The 22086-nt window shown below is 46.9% G+C and carries 16 protein-coding genes; 10 read left to right on the forward strand and 6 right to left on the reverse strand.

Going from position 1 to position 22086, the window contains the following annotated elements; translation table 11 throughout:
* Nucleotides 1-97: 97 nt before the first annotated feature.
* The gene (locus ABD014_RS05805; protein ID WP_343858635.1) at nucleotides 98-799 is read left to right on the forward strand and encodes an ABC transporter ATP-binding protein; all 702 of its coding nucleotides are present in this window, start codon (nucleotides 98-100) and stop codon (nucleotides 797-799) included.
* A gap of 13 nt (nucleotides 800-812) precedes the next feature.
* Nucleotides 813-4121, forward strand: coding sequence for an FtsX-like permease family protein (locus ABD014_RS05810; protein WP_343858637.1), 3309 nt, complete (start codon nucleotides 813-815; stop codon nucleotides 4119-4121).
* A 194-nt stretch (nucleotides 4122-4315) separates the two neighbouring features.
* On the opposite strand, the gene ABD014_RS05815 is transcribed toward ABD014_RS05810, so the two are convergent.
* From ABD014_RS05815 to ABD014_RS05830, 4 genes are all read right to left on the reverse strand, one after another.
* A complete protein-coding gene (locus ABD014_RS05815) occupies nucleotides 4316-4543 on the reverse strand; it encodes a hypothetical protein (protein WP_343859698.1) in 228 nt (75 codons plus the stop codon).
* A 320-nt stretch (nucleotides 4544-4863) separates the two neighbouring features.
* Entirely contained in the window at nucleotides 4864-5781 is a 918-nt protein-coding gene (locus ABD014_RS05820; RefSeq protein WP_343858639.1) for a glycine betaine ABC transporter substrate-binding protein, read from the reverse strand.
* A 2-nt stretch (nucleotides 5782-5783) separates the two neighbouring features.
* Nucleotides 5784-6626 (reverse strand): ABC transporter permease, encoded by an 843-nt coding sequence (locus ABD014_RS05825; RefSeq protein WP_343858642.1) that lies wholly within the window; start codon nucleotides 6624-6626, stop codon nucleotides 5784-5786.
* Nucleotides 6619-7839, reverse strand: coding sequence for a quaternary amine ABC transporter ATP-binding protein (locus ABD014_RS05830; protein WP_343858645.1), 1221 nt, complete (start codon nucleotides 7837-7839; stop codon nucleotides 6619-6621). The genes ABD014_RS05825 and ABD014_RS05830 overlap by 8 nt, the downstream gene beginning before the upstream one ends.
* Nucleotides 7840-8223: 384 nt before the next feature.
* Between ABD014_RS05830 and ABD014_RS05835 the strand changes: the two genes are divergently transcribed.
* Nucleotides 8224-8775: a GbsR/MarR family transcriptional regulator gene (locus ABD014_RS05835; protein WP_343858648.1), complete on the forward strand. Its 552-nt coding sequence runs from the start codon at nucleotides 8224-8226 to the stop codon at nucleotides 8773-8775.
* Nucleotides 8776-8910: 135 nt separating this feature from the next.
* Here ABD014_RS05835 and ABD014_RS05840 read toward each other — a convergent pair whose 3' ends face one another.
* Nucleotides 8911-11169, reverse strand: a complete 2259-nt coding sequence (locus ABD014_RS05840) for an alpha/beta hydrolase family protein (RefSeq protein WP_343858651.1) — start codon at nucleotides 11167-11169, stop codon at nucleotides 8911-8913.
* Between the two features lie 111 nt (nucleotides 11170-11280).
* A complete protein-coding gene (locus ABD014_RS05845) occupies nucleotides 11281-12648 on the reverse strand; it encodes an amino acid permease (RefSeq protein WP_343858653.1) in 1368 nt (455 codons plus the stop codon).
* A 370-nt stretch (nucleotides 12649-13018) separates the two neighbouring features.
* On the opposite strand from ABD014_RS05845, the gene ABD014_RS05850 reads away from it, so the two are divergent.
* The 7 genes from ABD014_RS05850 (at nucleotide 13019) to ABD014_RS05880 (ending at nucleotide 21957) form a co-directional block, all read left to right on the forward strand.
* The gene (locus ABD014_RS05850; RefSeq protein ID WP_343858655.1) at nucleotides 13019-13981 is read left to right on the forward strand and encodes an ABC transporter permease; all 963 of its coding nucleotides are present in this window, start codon (nucleotides 13019-13021) and stop codon (nucleotides 13979-13981) included.
* A gap of 30 nt (nucleotides 13982-14011) precedes the next feature.
* Nucleotides 14012-14905, forward strand: coding sequence for a carbohydrate ABC transporter permease (locus ABD014_RS05855; protein WP_343858658.1), 894 nt, complete (start codon nucleotides 14012-14014; stop codon nucleotides 14903-14905).
* Between the two features lie 115 nt (nucleotides 14906-15020).
* A complete protein-coding gene (locus ABD014_RS05860; protein ID WP_343858661.1) occupies nucleotides 15021-16694 on the forward strand; it encodes an extracellular solute-binding protein in 1674 nt (557 codons plus the stop codon).
* Between the two features lie 150 nt (nucleotides 16695-16844).
* A complete protein-coding gene (locus tag ABD014_RS05865) occupies nucleotides 16845-18437 on the forward strand; it encodes a response regulator (protein ID WP_343858663.1) in 1593 nt (530 codons plus the stop codon).
* 15 nt (nucleotides 18438-18452) lie between these two features.
* On the forward strand, nucleotides 18453-20228 hold the full coding sequence (locus ABD014_RS05870; RefSeq protein ID WP_343858666.1) for a cache domain-containing sensor histidine kinase: 1776 nt from the start codon (nucleotides 18453-18455) through the stop codon (nucleotides 20226-20228).
* 117 nt (nucleotides 20229-20345) lie between these two features.
* Nucleotides 20346-21578 (forward strand): MDR family MFS transporter, encoded by a 1233-nt coding sequence (locus ABD014_RS05875; RefSeq protein WP_343858669.1) that lies wholly within the window; start codon nucleotides 20346-20348, stop codon nucleotides 21576-21578.
* 145 nt (nucleotides 21579-21723) lie between these two features.
* Entirely contained in the window at nucleotides 21724-21957 is a 234-nt protein-coding gene (locus ABD014_RS05880) for a hypothetical protein (protein ID WP_343858671.1), read from the forward strand.
* Nucleotides 21958-22086: the final 129 nt, after the last annotated feature.

Genomic DNA, 22086 nt, shown 5'->3' on the forward strand with positions numbered 1-22086 from the left:
ATTCACATAGTCGATTATGATACACTGGATCTAGAGATAGATATACGAGAATCGGCGTTATCGATCGCTTCGTTAGGATGATAAAGGGAGTGGGCATATGGCATTCGTAGTGATCAAGGATGAGTACAAGCGTTACCAAATGGGCGAGACAACGATTGTTGCCAATGACGGCATCAATTTTGAGATCGAAAAGGGTGAATTTGCGGTTATTGTTGGCCCCAGCGGTGCCGGGAAATCAACAGTACTGAATATTCTCGGCGGGATGGATACGGCAGATGAAGGCCAGGTGCTTGTTGACGGGACAGATATTGCCAAGTTTAACCGTAAAGAACTTACTGGCTATCGCCGTAATGATGTCGGCTTCGTGTTTCAATTTTATAATCTGGTGCCGAACTTAACGACAAAGGAGAATGTAGAGCTAGCAGCGCAAATCTCCCCTCGGGCTCTTGATGCCGAGCAGGTGCTGCGTGATGTCGGGCTTGGCGAACGACTGAACAACTTTCCGGCCCAGCTCTCCGGTGGGGAGCAGCAGCGGGTGGCGATTGCCCGGGCATTGGCGAAACAGCCCAAACTGCTTCTATGCGATGAGCCTACGGGTGCGCTCGATTACAATACAGGCAAGCAGGTGCTGAAGCTGCTGCAGGATACTTGCCGCAATACGGGAACAACAGTTATTGTCATAACGCATAATTCGGCGATCACACCAATGGCGAATCGGGTCATTGAAATTAACAATGCCAAAGTACGCAAAATGGTCACGAACCCGAGTCCGGTCTCTGTAGACGATATTGAGTGGTAAGGAGCTGTACAGCATGCAGAAAAAAGCGCTATGGAAAGATATTTTCCGGGAAATATGGCGAACAAAGGCAAGGTTTCTGTCGATCTTTGCGATCATCATGCTCGGTGTCGGCTTCTTTGTAGGGATCAAGGCGACTGGACCAGATATGCTGGATACCGCTGAGAATTATTATGAGCAATTAAATTTGATGGATGTAAAAGTCCAGACGACGTATGGGTTGAAGTCAGTCGATATCGATACACTAAAGAAAGTACCTGACGTGGAAACAGTACAGCCTGGCTATAGTTCGGATGTATTCCTGGACGATAGCGGCCTAATCGCAAATATTCGCTCTTATCAACCAGATAATACCATCAATCGTTATCTGATCACCCAAGGAAGATTGCCTGAGACCTCGGGAGAAATTGCGCTCGATAAGAGCGGGAAGACGAAGCACTACAAGTTAGGTGATACAATTACCTTTACGAATCCTGATACTGAAGTTGATTTGAATGATACATTTCATACACTGAGCTACAAGGTGGTTGGCTTTGTACAAAGTCCGCAGTACATTAATACGATCGGACGAGGGACGAGCCAAATTGGCAAAGGAACGACCGATGTATTCGGTGTGATTCCTGAACAGGATTTCAATATGTCTGTTTATACAGAAGCCTATATGACCTTCAAGGATAGCGCAGGATTACGCTCCTATTCTGATGAGTATGCGGATCGGATCGAAGCGCATACGAAGGCAGTTGAGCAGGCGTTGACGGGGATGCCGGAGGAGCGTCTTAGCGAGGTGCGTGAGGAAGGACAGGCCAAGCTAGATGAGGCGAAGCAGAAAATCACTGATGCCAAGCAGCAGCTTGCTGATGCCGAGAAGAAGCTTAGCGATGCCAAGCTTAAGCTGGATGAAGGCGAGGTCAGCTATCAGGAAGGCATGGACAAGCTGCAATCCGAGCTGGCCAAAGGCCAGGATAAACTGGATAAAGCGGCTAGGGAGCTTGATCAAGGCCGGGCTCAGCTGGCCCAGAATAAGCAGAAAATAAGTTCCGGACAGGCGAAGCTACAGGAAGCTCGGGAACAATTGGATGTCCAGAAGAAAGAGATCCAGCCGAAGCTGGCGGGAGGACGAGAGCTTGCCGGATCACTGCAGCCGATTGCTGCGATTCCTCCGGACAGCATTCCGCAGTCACAGCGAGATCAACTCGTTGCTGGCACCAAAGCGGCCGATCCCGCTCTAGGACAGGCCGTCGCTGGATATATGGCGGGTGAGGTGGACGCCGCTGCATTGAAACAAGCAGTAGGCGCATTCGAGCAGGGCCTGAATCAGGCGGAACGGCAGCTGGAAGCGGCTGAGAAGGAGCTGAATTCCAAGGCGAAGGAGCTCGAGTCCGGGGCTGCACAGCTGAAGGCTGCAGAGAAGAAGCTGGCTCAAGGAGAGCTGGACTGGAAGCAAGGGAAGGAAGAACTGGCCAAGGCCAAGCAAGAAGGAGAGGCCAAATTGGCTAAAGCGAAGGCGGATTTGGATCAAGGGCGCCGCGATTATGAGGAGGGCCTTCGCACCTACCGCGAGGAGAAGCAGGACGCTGATGCAAAGATTGCAGATGGTGAGCGCGATCTGACCAAAGGACAGCAGAAGCTGGATGAGCTGAAGCAACCTAAGGTCTACGTGTGGGATCGTGATTCAAATCCCGGTTATACCGAGTTTGAGGATAATGCCGAGAGGCTGGCCTCGATTGCCAAGGCATTTCCGGTATTTTTCTTCCTCATCGCCGCCTTGGTCAGTTTGACGACGATGACGCGGATGGTCGAGGAGCAGAGATTGCAGATCGGGACGTTAAAAGCGTTAGGCTATAGCAATGGCGATATTATGAGGAAGTTCCTCGTCTACGGTACGCTAGCAAGTGTATTGGCGACAGGCGCCGGTCTTGCAGTGGGATTTACACTATTTCCAACGATCATCTATAATGCATACGGCTCGTTGTACAATTTGCCGGAGGTTCGGCTTAATTTCTACCTCAGCTATAGTCTGGTGTCCTTGATCGTTGCTGTGTTATGTACGACGGTGACGGCCTTCACGGCGGCACGCGTGGAGCTGCGCAGCGGCGCTGCAGTGCTGATGCGACCGAAAGCTCCTAAGAGCGGATCGCGCATCTTCCTGGAGCGGATTCCGATAATATGGCGGCAGCTTAATTTCACTGGCAAAGTGACGGCACGGAATCTTTTCCGCTATAAACAGCGGATGTTCATGACGGTATGCGGCGTGGCGGGTTGTACAGCGCTTATCCTGACCGGATTCGGACTCAAAGACTCTATCCGGGATATCGCTCCGCTGCAGTATGGCAAGATCATGAAGTATAATGCGGCAGTCGTTTTTAAAGATGAGTCTAGTCCTGCTGGGGAAGCATCCTATCATAAGCTTATCGAGGATACCCCGGGAATCACAGGCATGCTTAATGTGTCCCAGGAAGTGATGCAGACCGTTCGCAAAGGAGTCAATAGTCAGGATATTCATCTATTCGTTCCTGAATCTACAGAGCATTTCTCTGATTTTGTGGTGTTAAGGGAGCGAGGACAGAAGCAGATCCTGGATTTACCGGATGACGGAGCGATTGTTACTGAGAAGCTGGCTAAGTTATTCAATCTGCATATCGGTAGTAAGTTGGTTATTCAGAACAACAGTAATGATACCTTTGAATTGAAAGTAGCGGGCATTACCGAGAACTACACTATGCATTATGCCTACATGACCCCGCGTTATTATGAGAGCATCTTCGGCAAGCAGCCAGAGTCGAATATCGAGTTGATTAATTACAGCAACCATGAGCCCTCGTTCGAGGATCAGTTCGGTGAACAATTGACGGCAAATGAGAGGGTAGCTATGGTCAGCTTCACAAGTGGAGTAAGTGGATCGTTCAAGGATACGATGGACAGTATGAATGTGGTCGTCATTGTATTAATTATCTCAGCCGCTGCATTGGCCTTCGTTGTGCTCTATAATCTGACCAATATCAACGTGTCCGAGCGGATTCGCGAGCTGTCGACGATTAAGGTGCTGGGGTTCTATGATCAAGAGGTCACGATGTATATTTATCGTGAGAATATGATCCTGACGGTACTTGGAATTGTAGCCGGGGATTTCCTTGGCATCGTTCTGCACCGTTTCGTACTGAAGACTGCAGAAGTCGATGTGATGATGTTCAGCCCTGCGGTACATTGGTTCAGCTACGGCTATGCCGCAGCGCTGACTCTGCTGTTCTCAGGAATCGTGATGGTTACGATGCATTACAAGCTGAAGCATATCGATATGATTGAGGCTTTGAAATCCGTCGAGTAATTGATCAAGCTCCTTCCCTTCCTCGTATTAGCCGGATTTGGCAGAAGAGGGGAGGAGCTTGTTTAACTTTTATCGTATTCTCATTTTCTTTTAAGCCAATTCTAAGGTTGGGGAGGTAGCATAAAGGTACCCCATAAATGATATATGTGTGAAGGCCCTGCTAATAGCAGGGCCTTCAGTGCGAATACGGATGATTATATTAAAGCGATAGCAAGCAGTGTGAACAGGCTCAAGGTTAAAATATCGGCTCCATAACCGCCAGGATAGAATGCGGAGGTTCTCACTTCGCAACCCTTATCAACACGTAGATAAACGTTATTGTAATCTACATCTACAATCGTTCCTACATAATGCTTTCTGTCTACCGTCAAGATACGGACACGCTTGTTCTTACAGCGCATACAGTTGTAATAGGCTTCCATCAATCAGTTTCTCCTCCTTCTGTAAAAGGCTGTTCAAAAATCTTAATCAGGCCTTTTAAATCACCTCTTAATAAAGTATGAGAAGAATGGCTATCAGTAACGGCTAGTACCCTCATGCATAGGTTATTTTCCATGATTTGAATATTTTAATTTAATTTTCAGGTTGCAGTAAGGTTCTATTAAGGATGCCATGTTACAGTAATGATACTCCCTCTTCTTCATTATATATAAATACACAAAGAAACCATCCCGTGTTTGGGATGGTTTCCTCTTGTTTTAGGGATTGTCTTCAGATATATCGGAGACTTGGGATTGCCTTATTATTTGTTCAAATCTTCAATCGATTTGATATCCACATAGGCGGGAACGACCAGTCCGGTACGAACTCCTGTCATGTTAGCGCCGAGATCTTCAACCTGGTCTTTATACTTGGCCCAATAATCGGCGTGAGTTAATGGGAGCCATGCCGCTGCCATGGCATCTACATCACCACTGGCCACACCAGTCCACATCGGTCCAGCTTCAACCTGAAGTGCTGTAACTTTATAGCCAAGCTTGCTCTCAAGTACGTATTTCAACAGGTTCGTGCTGGCGATTTCAGAATCCCAGGCCACATAGCTAAGCTTAAGCTGTTCTCCATTTACCGGAGTCAGATCTTTTGTCCAGGAATCAACACGGTCGCCATGGCTGTCTGCCCATTCCTTGGCTGCGGCTTCAGGGTCTTTGCCATCCTGGATCGCAGACATGATCTCGCCCATTTCATCTGAGGTCCATTCAAAGCGGTTAAGAAATTCATAGGCTACCGGCTGCTTTTCCTTCAAGCCTTTGCGAGCGATGGTATGAATTTCTTCCGCATCCCCGTATACTTTTTTCGGATCATCGAGGAATTTCAGATCATACTTAGAGAACATCCAGTGTGGTGTCCAACCCGTAATAATGATTGGTTCCTTCTTCTTAATCGACTTATCCAGCATCGCAGTCATGGCCGCGCTTGATCCTTCGACCAGCTTCCAATCCTTCAGATCATATTGCTTGATCGCTTCATCCGTGGCTTTCATAATCCCTGCACCGGGATCAATGCCGATAATTTGATAATTGACTTTCTTCCCGACGGAAGCTGCTTCACCATTCCCAGACGTATTGTTATTCCCGTTCTTATTAGCAGCTTGACCGCAAGCGGACAGCGCGAGCACAGCGGCAAGACCACCGATAAGCAAAAATTTTCTAGATAATTTCATAATTATTCTCCCCTTTTTCTAGTTTTGAATAGGCCTTGTGTGAACCGATCCAGTACGATCGCCAGGATGACGACAGCAAGCCCGGCCTCAAAGCCCTGACCTATCTTCAATTGAGTGACAGCGCGGTAGACTGTTGCGCCGATCCCTTGAGCGCCGATCATGGAAGCGATGACGACCATGGAGAGCGAGAGCATAATGGTCTGATTGACGCCGGTCATCATTGTCGGCATGGCAAGCGGTAACTCAACCTTGAATAGCTTCTGCCAAGAAGTCGAGCCGAAGGCATCTGCCGCCTCAGAGAGCTCTCCGGATACTTGCTGGATTCCCAGTGTAGTCAGGCGAATCGTTGGCGGAATGGCGAAGATCACCGAGGCAATTACACCAGGAACGACTCCTAGACTGAAGAAGGTAACAGCCGGAAGCAAATAGACGAATGCTGGCATCGTCTGCATGAAGTCCAGCAGCGGGAATACGATCCGGTGTGTCGTCTTGCTGTAGGCGCTCCAGATGCCGATCGGAATCCCGATTAGAATCGAGATCAATCCTGAAGTAATAACAAGGCCCAGCGTATTCATCGTCTCTGTCCAATAGCCGAGATTATCAATGAACAGGAATCCGATCGCTGTAAAGAGTGTAAGCGGCCATCGACCGACGAGATAGGCAAGCACGCTTAGAATAGCGATAAATAACAGAGGATGCGGAAGAAGGAACAGACCAGAGAAGAGATTAACGAACCATTCGATGACCGTTGCTAGACCGTCGAAGAATCCACCTAACGTCGTCTCCATCCAATCGACGATACTTTCAATCCAATCCGCAATTGGTATTTTTGGAATATTATCCATTGTCCTTCACCTCCAAGACGCTAATTTCATCGCTAAGCTCACCAGCCAGCGCTCCCAGTACGGCCCCGCGCACGATAACGCCAAGCAATCGATTGTCGTCCGCTACGACCGCAAGCGGCACTTTGGCCGAGCTTGTCACCTCGAACAGATCACCAAGCAATGTATCTGGCGAAACCCGCGGACCATCGGTAATTAGAATGTCCTGCAATCCTTGTCCCGCCTTCAATGCCCTGGAGGCATCTTCGGCGGTAATCACGCCGAGCAGTCGCTTGCCGCGATCGATGACGAACAGGTTGGAAATTCCTCGTTCACGCATTAACTGAAGCGCAACCCGAGGACCGCGATCAAGGGTAACTGTCTCAGGACGGCGCATAACCCGTGAAGCCGTAATGACCTTCGATAGATCCACATCTTCAATAAAGCGTTCAACATAACGGTCGGCCGGCTGTGTCAGCATTTCTTCCGGCGTCCCAAGCTGTACGAGCGCTCCATCCTTCATGAGGGCAATGCGATCGCCAAGCCGCAGCGCTTCGTCCAGGTCATGGGTAATGAAGATGATCGTCTTCTTCATCTTCTCCTGCAGCTCAAGCAACTCATCCTGCATATCGCGGCGGATTAATGGGTCGAGCGCGCTGAACGCTTCATCCATAAGCAGGATTTCCGGATCATTGGCCAGTGCTCTAGCCAGACCGACCCGCTGCTGCATACCACCGCTCAGCTGATCAGGCAATTTATCCTCCCAGCCTTTGAGTCCCACAAGCTCTAAAGCTTGCAGAGCTTTCTGCTTGCGCTCTTCCTTATTGACCTTCTGGATCTCAAGGCCATACTCCACGTTGTGCAATACTGTGCGGTGTGGGAATAACGCGAATTTCTGGAAGACCATCGTAATCTTCTTGCGCCGCACTTCTCTCAGCTGTGCCTTGTTCATCTTCAGCAAATCTTGACCATGCAGCAGGATTTCTCCTGATGTAGGCTCTATGAGTCGGTTCAGCATCCGGACGAGCGTTGACTTGCCGCTGCCGGACAGGCCCATAATGACGAAGATTTCTCCCTTATGGACGCTAAGACTCATTTGGTTAACCCCAACAGTGATTCCTTTTTCTTTGGCCAGTTTCTCTTTGTTATAACCTTGCTCAAGCAGCCGAACGCCTTGTTCGGCATTAGGACCGAACAATTTGCTCAGCTTTCTAATTTCTAGAATACTTTGTTCCATATACTCACCTCTTCAAGTTCCGATAACAGTTCGCTGGGTTCACGAGTTCTTCGCAGCTTTCTGTAATTCGTAACTATTTATTTGCACATATTATTTGCACATAAAGTTAAAACATTGCGATGTGGCGTGCTTAGCTGTTCTATAGTGTAACAAAAGGATAGGAAATTAATCAAAGATAATATCCGTACGTATAGAACGTACAGAAAAAACTGAACGAATAGAATCTTATGAATCCTCCCATATGCTCAAAATTGCGGTATGATTCGCTTCTTTACTTTTGGGCATCCTTTTCTTAAGATAAAAATATCATTTAAGTAAATGTTTAAAATCAGTAAGTTGTATTACACCAAGATAGCTTGATCGGAACGATAGGAGGTTGCAAGCATGAGCTTGGACCAGCTCAGCCCGGAACAACAAACGGCGGTACTTAACGTACGTAAACGGGTTATTGAAGCGATAGGAAGGAATATGAATCTGTATGGAATTCCGTTATCAACGGGACATCTGTATGGGTTGCTCTTTTTTGCTGATAAACCGATGACCCTTGATGAGATGGGAATGGGAATGAAAATGAGCAAGACGAGCATGAGTACAGGAGTAAGAACCTTGCTCGATATGAAGATGGTTAATAAAGTGTGGGAGAAGGGATCTCGCAAAGATTTATATGAAGTGGAGTATGACTGGTATCAGACGTTTACTGACTTCTTCGCGATCAAATGGCGGAAGGCGGTTGAGGGAAACATTCTGGTGCTTAAGCGTTCCATCAAGGAAATGAACAAGTATTTAACTGAGGATATAGATCCAGCATTACGGAGTGTCCTTGAGGAGGATATTCACAAGATGAATGAGGCAGCTAAATACTATAGCTGGCTTGATCGTCTGATTGATGCGATGGAGAACGGTGATATTTACGATCTAGTACCTAAAGAGGAGTAAAATTTGATCTTATCGATTTTATAGGGACTGAAGGACGCATTAAAATAGCCTCGCCTGTGTGGAAAGCTTGATGAATAAGCGTTCTTCACACAGGCAGAGGCTAAATTTATAACCACATAGAGTTACTACATATGATCAATACATGCCGATATCGTCGAGCATAATTTTGCCCCGGTCACCTATGAGTATGAATGAGAGCGACTTAATGCCTTGGTCGGGAGCAAACTCGGGATTGGCACTTACAAACTCAGCCATCGGCAGTTGATATGTCTGAAATATCGCTTCGGTCGGATTGTTATATTTGCCGTCAGACATATGGAGCTCAAGCCAAGGATGGAGCGTAAATTGCACTTCTGATAATGCGGGTAATTCCCGGAATTGAGATAGAGGCAAGCGCGATTTAATGCCGTTCCTGTCCGTAAGCTCGATCTCAATAGCAAAACGGTCCATCTTGGTATTCTCTTCCTCTTGTATCTCATCTAACTCCTTACTCTGATCCGCCAGTGCGAAGGAGAGCATCTCGGGCGATCCGCTGGTCGGCTGCGGTGCTCGATATGGCCAACTCATACTATAGACAGACTCCTCTTGGCTAGGCTGAGTTCTCTCCAAGATTAGAGCGTGATCGCCTTTATTAGATTTACCGCGGTTCTTCGTCTCTGCTTCACGCCATATGATATTCTTGCCTTCGGCAATTCCGTTCTTCGGCAGGGTCTGCCGGTTCGAATCCTCCTCAAACCGTGTCCACACCGTGAAATGACCATCTTCATACTGATTGATATAGGTCGTCTCCGGCATCAAGGAAAGGGCTTCGCGATAATCGCGGAATAGTGGCACATACCGTGTCTGCTCATGCAGCGATGTCTCCATAAAGGCGGATATATACAGTTTAGCGATCATTCTCTGATTTACACCACTTAGGAATTGATTCCTATTCAATAAGATTCCCGTTGGGAAGCTGATATCCCGCAATCCCCAGTCCGTATTGAATTGGCTGTGGTTCGCTCCCTGTACATATAAAGAAGCTTTGAAGAAATCTGTCCCCTTGGTGAAGGAGGAACGATTGTATTGGCGATCTCCATCGAAATCACTGACATCGCCGTCATTAGCCCCTTGAATGGTCAAGTAGTTGATATCTTTCAATTTGGCATTAATACCGTCAACCTTCTTATCGGTTGGGGCAATAGCGGCCAACGCCTTGATATTAAATTCCTTCACGCTATCAAGAGTAGCATCGGATTTGAACCAACTTGCATAATCCGCAGCCATCGCGATCGCTTGCCCACCGCGTGAATGGCCGATCAGGCCGATCCGGTTCATATCAACCTTGCCGAAGAAGGGCGTGCCTGGAGACTGAGCGAAGGTATGGATCTGCTGCAGATGCTTCAGCAGCACCCAGGCTCTTACCTTCATATCATTGTTAGGGATTCCCGTCCAAGCTGAGTAATTCAGAAAATTCTCATCGACAGATACCGCAATAAAACCTCGACTGGCAAGTAGCTCACCCAGATAGGCGTAGCCGGCATCAGAATAATCCTCCATCAAATGGTTGCCATGAACGATTAGAATGAGCGGATAGGCCTCATCGCCACTGCCTTCAGGCATCCAAACGCGGCCATTCAAGGGCAGAGCCTTCTGGTCATATCTGAGATACATCGTGCGATATTTGGACCAATTCGTAATGTAGGCACTGGCATCGACGGATTGAGAGATCAAGTCTGCCTTTGCGCCGAACTCTGGCTGCCAAATATCCTTCCCACTGCCATAATTAAAGGTAGTAACCGCATAGGTTCCAAGCTCCGCTGGATTGTCTATGGTCTGATCCGAATCGGCAACGCTTTGGATCGATTTAGTGCTTCCGCTAACAACCAACCCAATTACGATGCATATACTGAGTGCCCCGATTATTTTCATCCCTGTTCTGAGACGTCTTCCTGTCCAACTACTGTTATAAAGCTTGAAGAGTAGTCCGGTTGTTAGCCCTGCGATGACGCCGACTAACGTGAGAATTACGGCCACAATGATAGAGATTTTGAAGGACTCTTCATTATCGAAAATAAAGTAGGCGGTTCCAAAATCGAATAGCACAGTACCGATAAAAAGACGCGGCACCGGCAATCCGATTAGGGCCAGCAGAACAGCGATCGTATGAGCGACGAGGAACATCCCTATTGTTGCTGTGAAGAGGAACAATAGCAGATCCAGCCCCAGACCGAGTCCGGTCGGCAGGCCGAGCGCAGCAAGAGCAAAAGCGAACATGCCGGCTCCCCAAGGACCGGCAATGCTTATTCTCCAGAAGCGAGTGTCATATTGATACGTCCGCCGGATGCGGCGCATCATTCTTGAACGAAGCGTCGGTTTCCGTAAAGAAAATTCAGTTTGTATTTGTAAATCCATATTTTCTCCCGTCCTTAGATGACATTATTGTAACATTTTTAGTCCGGGAGTTCCAAAGGAGAAAAGATATAATATGCTTCCATTATTTAAGAGGCTGATACTGTCGCTTTCTTAGGTGCTTGTCCGCTTGTTCCCCGTCCTAAACTTCAGGAGGGAATAGATAATCAGAATAAATAGTACTCCCAGGCAGACCCCGATGCTGATACGATTTTGGGCATCGAATATGAACATGAGCGCGATCAAGGACAGACAGAAAATGGTGATCAGAGTGATATAAGGATATCCCCATACCTTGAAGCCAGGTTCATGCGGATAGGTTCTTCTAAGCTTGAACTGAGCCATACAGATACTGATCCATACCAGAATCACGACAAAGCCTGGTACCGCCATCAACAGTCTAAACAGCCCTTCCTGCGTAAGATAGGCGATCATGGAACCAGCAATTAATACGATAGCGCTTAGCTTGAGACTGTTGATTGGAACGCCTTTCTTGGACAGGCGGCCAAGTGCAGCAGGAGCTTCTCCATCCTTGGCCATCGAATGTAGCATCCGCGTTGCTCCGTAAATTCCGGAATTTGCTGCGGACAATACTGCGGTAATGAGAATGAAATTAATAAGGTGGGCCGCACCTTGTAATCCAACAGAAGTCAGTACCTGTACGAATGGACTGGTATGCTCATTCAGACTATTCCACGGAACTAATCCGCAAATAATAAGAATTGGCAGTGTGTAGAACAAAATCACTCTTAAGATGAAGCTTTTTACGACACGAGGCAATACCTTCTCAGCATCCTGCGTCTCCGACAGCGTTAACCCGATCAGTTCTGAACCGCCGTAAGAGAACATGACAACCAGGAGTGCAGAGAAGATGGCTGTCCAGCCATTAGGGAAGAAGCCGCCATTACCAGTGAAATTATGCAGCATCGGCGAGTTCGCGCCAGGGAGGATGCCGAACAGAATGCCTGCTCCAAGCACGATAAAGACAATAATCATGGCAATCTTGATTCCAGCCAGCCAGAATTCGAATTCTCCATAGCCGCCAACACTCATCGTATTAATGATGATAATGAACGCTGCGCAGGCCAGGCTCAACAGCCAGAGAGGAACCTCCGGCATCCAGTATTGCAGGAAGCTTCCGGCTGCGATGATCTCAATTACGCAGACCGACAGCCACATGAAGCAATATAACCAGCCGATAACAAAGGAGAAGCGTTCTCCGAATGCTTCGCGGATAAATTCCTTCATATTTTTTCCTTTATAGATCGTTGCCATTTCAGCGATCGCGCTCATCACGACGAGGAGCAGAAGCCCCGCGAAGATATAAGAGAAGATGACCCCCGGACCCGCGATGCCAACCGTCTCGGCGCTTCCTTTAAATATACCCGTGCCGATTACACCGCCCATGGCCATGAAGCTAATATGGCGCGGAAGCAGCTTCTTCTGCAAGGATGATGGTTCTTCGTTATTTGTGTTGTTCAATGAGAGTCCTCCCAGGTGATGTGATGAAAAAATATATCGAGTCCCATCATACAATAAATTGCGATCCGTAGAAAGTGATATAACACGCGGTAAAAGCATATATTTTTGGCATTTTCCATCTATTTACACGCTCTTATATTAAATTTATAGATGGGTAGCCTTTCATCACCTGTGTGATGATCAGGCTATTTTTTTATCGTATGTTTCTCACAGATCGAGATGCTAGGGGGATCTGTAATTCGCCCATTGATAATTATTATTTTCTTGTTGATAAGTATCACATTTCGTTGATTGGTCAGGTAGTAAACGGTTACACCATTCTCTAAAATGAAATGTAGACGGAGAAATAGATATTGGGGAGGAACTAGTCATGGCACAGCTTTCCGTGAATCAGACGATCAAGTCTGAACCGAAAGGAAAGTTTAAGGCGGGGCTTGTCCGGTTTTACAAGCAGCTTGATTTGCAGCTTATGGTCATACCCGCTTTAATCTTAATTTTTATTTTTAGTTATATTCCGATGTATGGGATTATGATTGCTTTTCAGGATTACAAGATCGGACATAGCTTTTCAAGCAGCCCCTGGGTAGGGATGAAGCATTTTAGTTATTTCTTTAATTCACCTGAATTTGGAAATGTCATGCGCAATACGATCGTGATCAGCTTGCTGAAGTTCTTAATAGGATTCCCGGCACCGATCTTCCTGGCGCTGATACTGAACGAAGTTAGAAAGATGGCATTCAAGCGAGTCGTGCAGACGATCACCTATTTACCGCACTTTATGTCCTGGGTAATTCTTGGCGGCTTGGTTGGCTCCATGCTTGCGGTGGATGGGGGCAGCATCAATATGCTGCTGGAGAAGCTGAATCTAATCGACAAGCCGATTACCTTCTTGTCTTTGCCAGAATATTTCTGGGGAATTCTCGTAACGACAAATGTGTGGAAAGAGATTGGCTTCGGTTCCATTGTATATCTGGCTGCGATTGCAGGGGTAGATCCCCACACTTATGAAGCAGCATCCATCGATGGTGCGAGCCGTTTCAAGCAGATCTATAAGATCACACTTCCTTCGATAATGCCAGTCATCTCGATCTTTATGATTCTGGCTATCGGCAGTTTGCTTAGCGCAGGTTTTGAAGATATTTTGATCCTGGCTGCTGATCCGGCACTTCGCGATGTATCTGATGTGCTTGATACTTATGTCGTACGGGTCGGTATTGACAATTACCGTTATTCTTATGCGACTGCTGTTGGCGTATTTAAGGCAGTGGTCAGCGTCGGCTTGCTCACTATGGCGAACTTCGTGGCCAGAAGAAGCGGCAACAGCTTATGGTAATAGGCACACGATCAGAGGAGGAATTGGGACATGCGCGATAGCCTTGGGGACCGCATTATGGTCATATGCATCTATACATTTTTGATCTTGTTAGCAATAACTACGTTATATCCATTCTTGAATGCCCTGGCCATTTCGTTCAACCAGGGGCTGGATACCTCCAAAGGCGGGCTTACAATCTGGCCTAGAGTATTCACACTTGAGAACTATAAAGTCGTGTTCAAAGACGATCGGTTGATGAGCGGGTTTGTAATCTCAGTGCTACGTACGATTGTCGGTACTGTCTTATCGATTCTATGCACCGCAATATTCGCTTACGGTATGTCGAAGCGCGAGCTGATGGGCCGTAAATACTATATGGTTATGTGTATTATTACGATGTACTTCTCGGGCGGATTGATTCCTTCTTTCATGCTGATTCGCAATCTTGGCTTAATGAACTCTTTCTGGGTATTTATCATTCCTGGTTTGATCGGGGTCTGGAATATGATCATCTTCCGAACCTTCTTCCTCGGCCTGCCTAACGGTCTTGAGGAGTCGGCCAAAATTGACGGCTGCGGCAACTGGGGTACCTTATTCCGCATTGTACTTCCTTTGTCAGGCCCAGTTATCGCGACGCTGGCACTGTTCACAGCTGTCGCACACTGGAATGAATGGTTCTTGGCCGGGATCTATATCTCGGATCAGAAGCTGTATCCGATTCAGACGATTCTAAGGCAAATTCTGCTATCTAATATCGTCAGTGAGCAAGCAGCGGGTTTAGATGCCGCCTCACTTGCCCATATGCAAAAGGCCAAGACTGTAACTAGCAAATCGTTGTCAATGGCTACAATGATAGTTGCGACTCTTCCAATCATCAGTGTATATCCGTTCGTCCAGAGGTATTTCGTGAAGGGTGTTCTGGTAGGTTCGCTGAAAGAGTAGTCTTAAGATTTCAACAGTAATTTAGATGTTATAATTAGCATCGCCTTGGACAGGGTTTAGAGCGCATGCTTTAAACATAAATAAAATTAGTGTTTGAAAGGGGAAGAAACAGCGTATGAAGAAAAGGAGTAAGCTGATCGTCAATGTCTTGTCGGTGCTGATGATTGTGGCGTTGCTCGCAGGTTGTTCCGGCAAAGGCAACACCGCGCAAGAACCTAACAGTTCTAACGCGGGAAATACACAGGAGCAGAATAATGCTCAGAGCGAAGGACCAGCTCTTTATGAACTGGGCAAGGAACCACTGAACATTAGCTTTTACGGTCATTATGACTGGTACACAATGCCGAAGTGGGGCGAAGATCCTACAACCAAGTGGGTGCAAGAGAACAAGAAAGTAACAGTTACCGAGATTCCTAACGGAGGCAACTCTCCACAAAAGCTGAACACCATGATTGCTTCTGGTGATCTTCCCGACATTGTCTGGGGTGAACGTGGTGCGGATGTAGAGCGTATGCGCGAAGCTGGCTTACTCGTACCGCTGGATGATTATATCGATAAATACCCTAACCTGAAAAAATGGCTTGACCCTGTAGCTCTTAATATGCTCCGCTCCCCTGACGGCAAGCTGTATCAATTCCCGAACTGGTATACAAACCGCCCGAACGGGAATGCAGGCTGGGTAGTGAATAAGAAGATCTATAAAGAGCTTGGCGAGCCTAAGCTGGAGACTACCGATGATTTGTACGCTTACTTGAAGCAGGTAAAGGAGAAGTTCCCTAAAGTAATTCCGTTCGAAACCGACTTGGCTGCTGAAGGACATGGTCTGGATCAACTTTACTCTGCATTCAAGGAAGACAACTTTACCTTTACTAGATTCTTCGCTGTACCGGACGGAGATAAGATGAAGTCCATCTATAAGGATGAACCGTTCCGCGAATCTGTAGTGTTTGCCGCAAAATTGTTCCGCGAAGGCTTGATGACACAGGACGCGATGACTCAAACACGTGACCAGGTGGATGAGAAATTGATTAACGGCCGTGTAGCTGTATATGCAGCAGCTAACCCTACTGTATATGCAATGACGGCTGACGCAGAACTGAGAAAGAAAGATCCAGAAGATGGTTATTTCATGATATGGCCGATTTATAAAGAAGGGCTTGATAAGAACAAGATTTATCCGGGGACTTATAATAAATTAGGCTGGAACGCTGCTGTAATTACGACTAGCGCCAAAAATCCGGAAGCTGTATTTGCATTCCTGGATTGGTGGACCGGTCCTGAAGGTACAACACTTCAATTCTGGGGTCTTGAGGGTGAGTACTGGCAAGGATATGAGGAAGATGGAATTACGCCTAAATTTACTGAGAAGTATGTAACGCAAAGAGATCAGTTGACGAAGTATCAGACGGAAATGGATCCGTTTATGTGGGTAGGTAACACTGTATTTGCCGATGATACAAAGGGGAAATACGAATCGACATTAGCAGAAGATGAGCGGAACTGGGCAACGTACTGGCAGTATCAAATTACGTGGAAGACTCAGGGTGATGCCACGGAGTTCGTGAATATGACGCCATTGCCGGATACTGAGGAAGGTATTGCCTACCAGCGTGTAAAGGATATCTGGTTACAAGCAAGAGCACAAACCTTGTATACGAAGTCGGATGAAGAGACGCTTGCGCTTCTGGACAGAGCACACGATGATTCGATGGCTGCAGGATTCGAGAAGGTGATGGACTTCTACGTGCAAAAATGGAATGAGAATAAAGCACTTATTAACGGCAACTAATTATTAAACTGGAAGGGACTCGTATTATGGGTCCCTTCTTTGCTACATTTATCGTAAAGTTATGGGGTAGATACATAAGGATATCTATTCAGGAAGAATAGGACAGAGTATACTGGAATATACAACCAATCATCAGGAGGCGTAGTCAGCATGTATAAAGTATTGTTGGCTGATGACGAAATACTGGACCTGGAAGGCATGAAGCAGTTTATTCCCTGGTCTGATCTGGGGCTTGAAGTCGTTGCGGCAGTAAGCAACGGATTTTCCGCTTGTGAAGTGCTGGAACAGCAGGAGATAGATATTCTGGTCACCGATGTAAATATGCCGAATATGTCCGGTCTTGAGCTGGCTAGAATCGCGATTCAGAAGAGCGCGAATATACGGATTATTTTCGTAAGCGGTTATCAGGATTTTCATTATGTGAAGCAAGCTCTGTCGCTGAAAGCCTGCAGCTATGTGCTCAAGCCTATGGACGATAATGAATTGGTCGCCTCGCTAAAGAGCATTATTGAGGAGCTCAGGGAGGAGAAGCGTCGTAAAGAGACTGAGGAGCAGTTCCAACATTTGAAGCCGATGGCTAAGAATGATCTGCTGCTCCGCTTGCTTGAAGGCGAGCCGGTCTTGGGAACCAACGAGCAGATGAAGAAGCTGGTCTCAGCCTATGGGCTGGATTACCTTGAAGCTCCACTATGCGTAGCGGTGCTGGAGATTGATGAGCTTAATCTGAAGTCTGCCCGGAATGAATGGAACAAGGTACAAGAATCAGTCGCTCACTCCTTGCCGGATTGGAGTCTGCAGCAGTTGCAAGAGGTTATCCAGGATCAAGGAATGCATTGGTGCAAATTGTCAAGGAACCGGCTGGCGGTAGTGCTTCATACTCCGCTGCTAGAGCGAAGCATGGAAGAAATGCGTACTGCTCTGAACCTTGAAATAGCTGTACCCATTACGATCGGCTTAGGAGGGAAGGTCGAAGATATTTTTCGATTGCCTATCTCCTATAAGCAGGCGCTTGAAGCGCTGGACGGCAAGATGTTCTTCGGGCGTGGCCAATTGATTAGGTATGAGAATGTCCGCAAGGCGCCAGAACTCAAAGATGCCAGAACGCTCGACATACGGCTCGATGCTCTGTTCAAGGCGATGGTTACATATGATCTAGTTAAAATTCACGATGAGATTGATAATTTATTTCTGTCTGCATCGACATTGCGATCCAAGTTCACGATCTACAATCTGGCCACCTACATCATATTCAAATTGGATCAATATTTACATACCATAGACGAGGACTTGTTCGAGATGCTAGGGATGGAGTTGGATAGTCTCGATGTTGTACTAGAGTTTGAAATGATGGAGGATATTCGTTCCTGGTTAATCAGGCGCGTATTTGAAATTTCCGAGATGATTCACGAGAAGGAAGCGTCCAAGAACAGCAGGCTGATCCGGGAAATTATGAAGATGGTCAAGGGACGGCTGCGTGAAAATATCACCTTGAAAGATATAGCGCAGCAGTTTTCTTTTTCCCCGAACTATTTAGGGTATATATTTAAGGAAGAGGTGGGCAAGAGCTTCAGCGAGGTGCTGATCACGATGCGCATGGAACGGGCACGCGAGCTGTTGAAGGATCCGACACTGAAAATTTACGAGGTTGCTGACCAGGTTGGGTACCGTTACATCCCGTATTTCAGCAAGCAGTTCAGAGAGACCTTCGGAATGACACCGGCCGAGTATCGCAAACGAGAATGATAACGGAGGGTGAGTATGTCAGCCCCAAAATTGCAGAAAAGTATGAAGTTTATACCTTTTGGGTATAAGCTGATGTTGACATATATGGTCTTTATCATTATACCGGTCATCGCGATCGGTTATTTCTCCCATACGATGTACCAGGATTCAATCCTCAAGCAGACGAGGAGCAATATTCAGGGAACGATCACCCAGATCAAAGATAATATTGAATATAAAATGTCCGATGTAGAACGCATCTCTAATATGTTGTATAGCGATTATTCGTTAAGTAACGAGCTCAGGAGCTATAAGATGGGATGGGACAACCATGAGCGGATTACGAAAATTATCATGCCCAAATTTGATATTGCGCTGAATGCGACGGGACTCAATATCGCTATGTACATATTTCTTGACAATGACACGCTCCCCGAAAAATACAATGGTTCTTTTGAAAATGAGAACCCAGATCTATTAGAGCGGATCAAGACCTATAATTTGTATCATCTGGACCGTATAGAGGACAAGAACTGGCATCGGAACTTCCCTGAGGAGAAGATAGGACAGACCATGGTCTGGCAGAAGGTGGAGCGCGATTATGAGTTGGGTCGGATTTCACTGCTGAGACGCCTGGTTGACATGAAGAATCCGTTAAACTTAAAGGAAGTCGGGTTCATGCGATTTAGCGTACGCAAGCAAGAGTTGTTCCAAGCAGTGGATTATACGAAGATTGGCGATGGCGGCGCTCTTCTAATTAGGGATGAGAACGGGAATATTATGTACCTGTCCGGCAAAATGCCGGATATGATCGATCAGGTGAACGGCACAGTGGATAAAGATAATTACCTGGTTATTAAGGACAATGTCGGTAATCAGAATTGGGAACTCGTCGCTTACGTGCCGATGACAGTCATGGAGCGTGACTCGGCTCGGGTGAAAGCGTTCATCATCGCGATCTGTCTGTTCTGTCTTGTCGTATTTACTTTTGCTGGCATGTTTATTTCACGCTACTTCTCGATTCGGATGAATAAGGTTGTTTCTGTACTGAATGCTTATCGTGAAGGCGAGCTGCATAAGCGTATGGGGTATCATGGGAAGGATGAGTTCTCAGAAATCGCTTTGGCCTTGAATGAGATGGGACAAAATATCAATCATCTGATCGAAGAAGTATATGTGACCCAGATCGAGAAGAAAGAGGCTGAGCTGGAATCACTGCAGGCGCAGATCAATCCGCATTTTCTGTATAATACCTTGTCATCGATCAGCAGGTTGGCTAAGTTTGGTGAGATCGACAAGCTGCAGCAAATGGTACTCGACCTGGCCAAGTTCTACAGACTGTCCTTGAATGAAGGGCGAACCTTGATTCCCGTTCACAGCGAGCTAGAGCAGGCTGAGGCATATATGAGCATTCAGAAGACGAAATTCGGCGATGCGGTAACAATTGATTATGATATTGATCCGGCCATCGGGAAATATGAGACGATTAAATTGATATTACAGCCTTTTATAGAGAATGCGTTCGAGCATGCCCGGATGGGGGATTCTCTACATATTCGCATCGTCGGCCGTCTTGAAGGGAAACAGATCATATTCAAAATTATCGATAACGGAGTAGGGATGTCAGCAGAACGGATTAGACAGATTTTTGATCCGATTGAAGGGCTCAACACCGGCTTCGGGATCCGCAATGTGCATAGTAGAATTCAACTTCATTTCGGCAGTGAGTACGGGGTTACAATCGGGAGCGGACGTGGAATCGGTACGACCGTGCAGATCGTGATTCCTGCTAGAGAGAGCGGCAAGACATAGATAGATGGGGTTCTGGGACCTGAAAGTCGGGATACCAGGCCCTTTTCTTGTTTATTGACAGAAACCAAGTGAAGGGGGAATAATCTGATAGACTACTTCGCGAAAGAGGGGCATCCAATGAATATACAGTTGAAGCAGATCCATCCATTATGCTGGACCATTATTGCCGGAACGATCTTCGGCAGGATGGCCACTTCGATGAGCATTCCATTTCTATCGATATATTTGATTAAATTTCTGCATGCGACTCCGGCAGAAGCGGGGGCGGTCGTCGCGGTCAGTTCTCTGATCGGTGTCTTCGCCAGCTTCTATGGTGGATATATTTCTGATGTTATCGGGCGAAAATCGGTTCTATTCATTTCGGTATTTGGCTGGTCGCTTGTCTTCTTCGGCTTTGCGGCAGCAGACCGGATCTGGGTCTTCTTCATGATGAACGCCCTGAACGGGTTATGCCGTGCTATGTTCGAGCCAACCTCCAGGGCCCTGCTAGCCGATATTACACCACGGGAGAACAAGTTACTCATCTTCAATCTCCGCTATGCGGCCATCAATATCGGGGTAGTGTTTGGACCGCTGCTCGGCATGTGGTTAGGAACGACACAATCGGGTTTGGGCTTTCTTATCGCGGGTATAGTGTATCTGAGCTATGGCATATTACTAGTCGTACAGTTTCTTGCTTATCGTGAGATTGGAGGGGCGATGCCTTCAGGCGGTGATAGGTTAACCTTGTCAGAGGCTTTCCGAGTAACTGGCAAAGACCGTACTTTCATGTATGTGTTGATTGGCATGATATTTTGTGTGCTCGGTTACGGATATTTTGATTCCACGCTTGCCCAGTATATGGAGATGAGTCCCTATGTCACAGACGGTGCGAGATGGTTCGGTTACATGATCTCATTGAACGCAGTAGTGGTGCTGATCGTGCAGTATCCAATCGTCAAATTCGCCAGTCGTTTCTCCCCGGCGCTTCCCCTAATAGCAGGCAATCTTCTAGTTGCTATAAGCATGATCGTATTTGGCAGCTTTCATCAGATATGGACTTTTATGCTTGGGGTTGTGATATTCACGATCGGGGAGGTGCTGATGTTTACCATGACAGATGTACTCGTCGATCGCATTGCCAAACCAGAATTACGGGGCTCCTATTTTGGTATGTTTGGCTTTAACAATTTTGGGAATGTATTGGCTCCTTTACTTGGCGGATTGCTGCTTAATTCCTTGGGTGCTGCCTCTGCAGCGCTGATCTTCGCCATTTTGGCGCTTACGACGGCGTGCGGCATCCCCTTCTTGTTCAGAGCACATCGGCAACTGCAACGAACCAGTGGGTATACCGATCATCGGACCGCTTAAAAGGCTTGAATTTCGTTACTGTGCTTAAATATCAGAGGCTGTTCGTATCGGTGGCCTAATAACATATCGATGTTGTCGGTGTTAGCCCACACTCCCCTGGGGATGTGCGCATATATTGTGCCAAGACCACAGGAGGTGAGCGCATTTGGCGACATCAGTCGGTTATCGAGAAGCTCGAAAATATGTGAATAAACGTGTTAAGATCAAGACAAAGACGGGCGCTGTTCTGTACGGGACGATCATTAAGGTCTCGGACAAGAAACTGCTGCTTAAGGTTAGCGGGGTTCATAATAAGGGTAGCAAGGCGCACGCTACTTTCTTCCCGTTCATTTTGCCACTCGCATTATTCGATTTGCTAGCTATCATCCTCTTGTTATGAGGATCCGTAAAAGAATATATTAAAATGGAATGCGAAACCGGCGGAGTAGATATCCGCTGGTTATGTTTTTTTAGGAAGGTCAGATTCTATGAATTTCTGAATATCATTTAGTTTTTAGTAGATATATTT

Origin of the sequence: Paenibacillus motobuensis (assembly GCF_039521865.1) — a bacterium.
In the GTDB taxonomy this organism is placed as follows: Bacteria; Bacillota; Bacilli; order Paenibacillales; family Paenibacillaceae; genus Fontibacillus; species Fontibacillus motobuensis.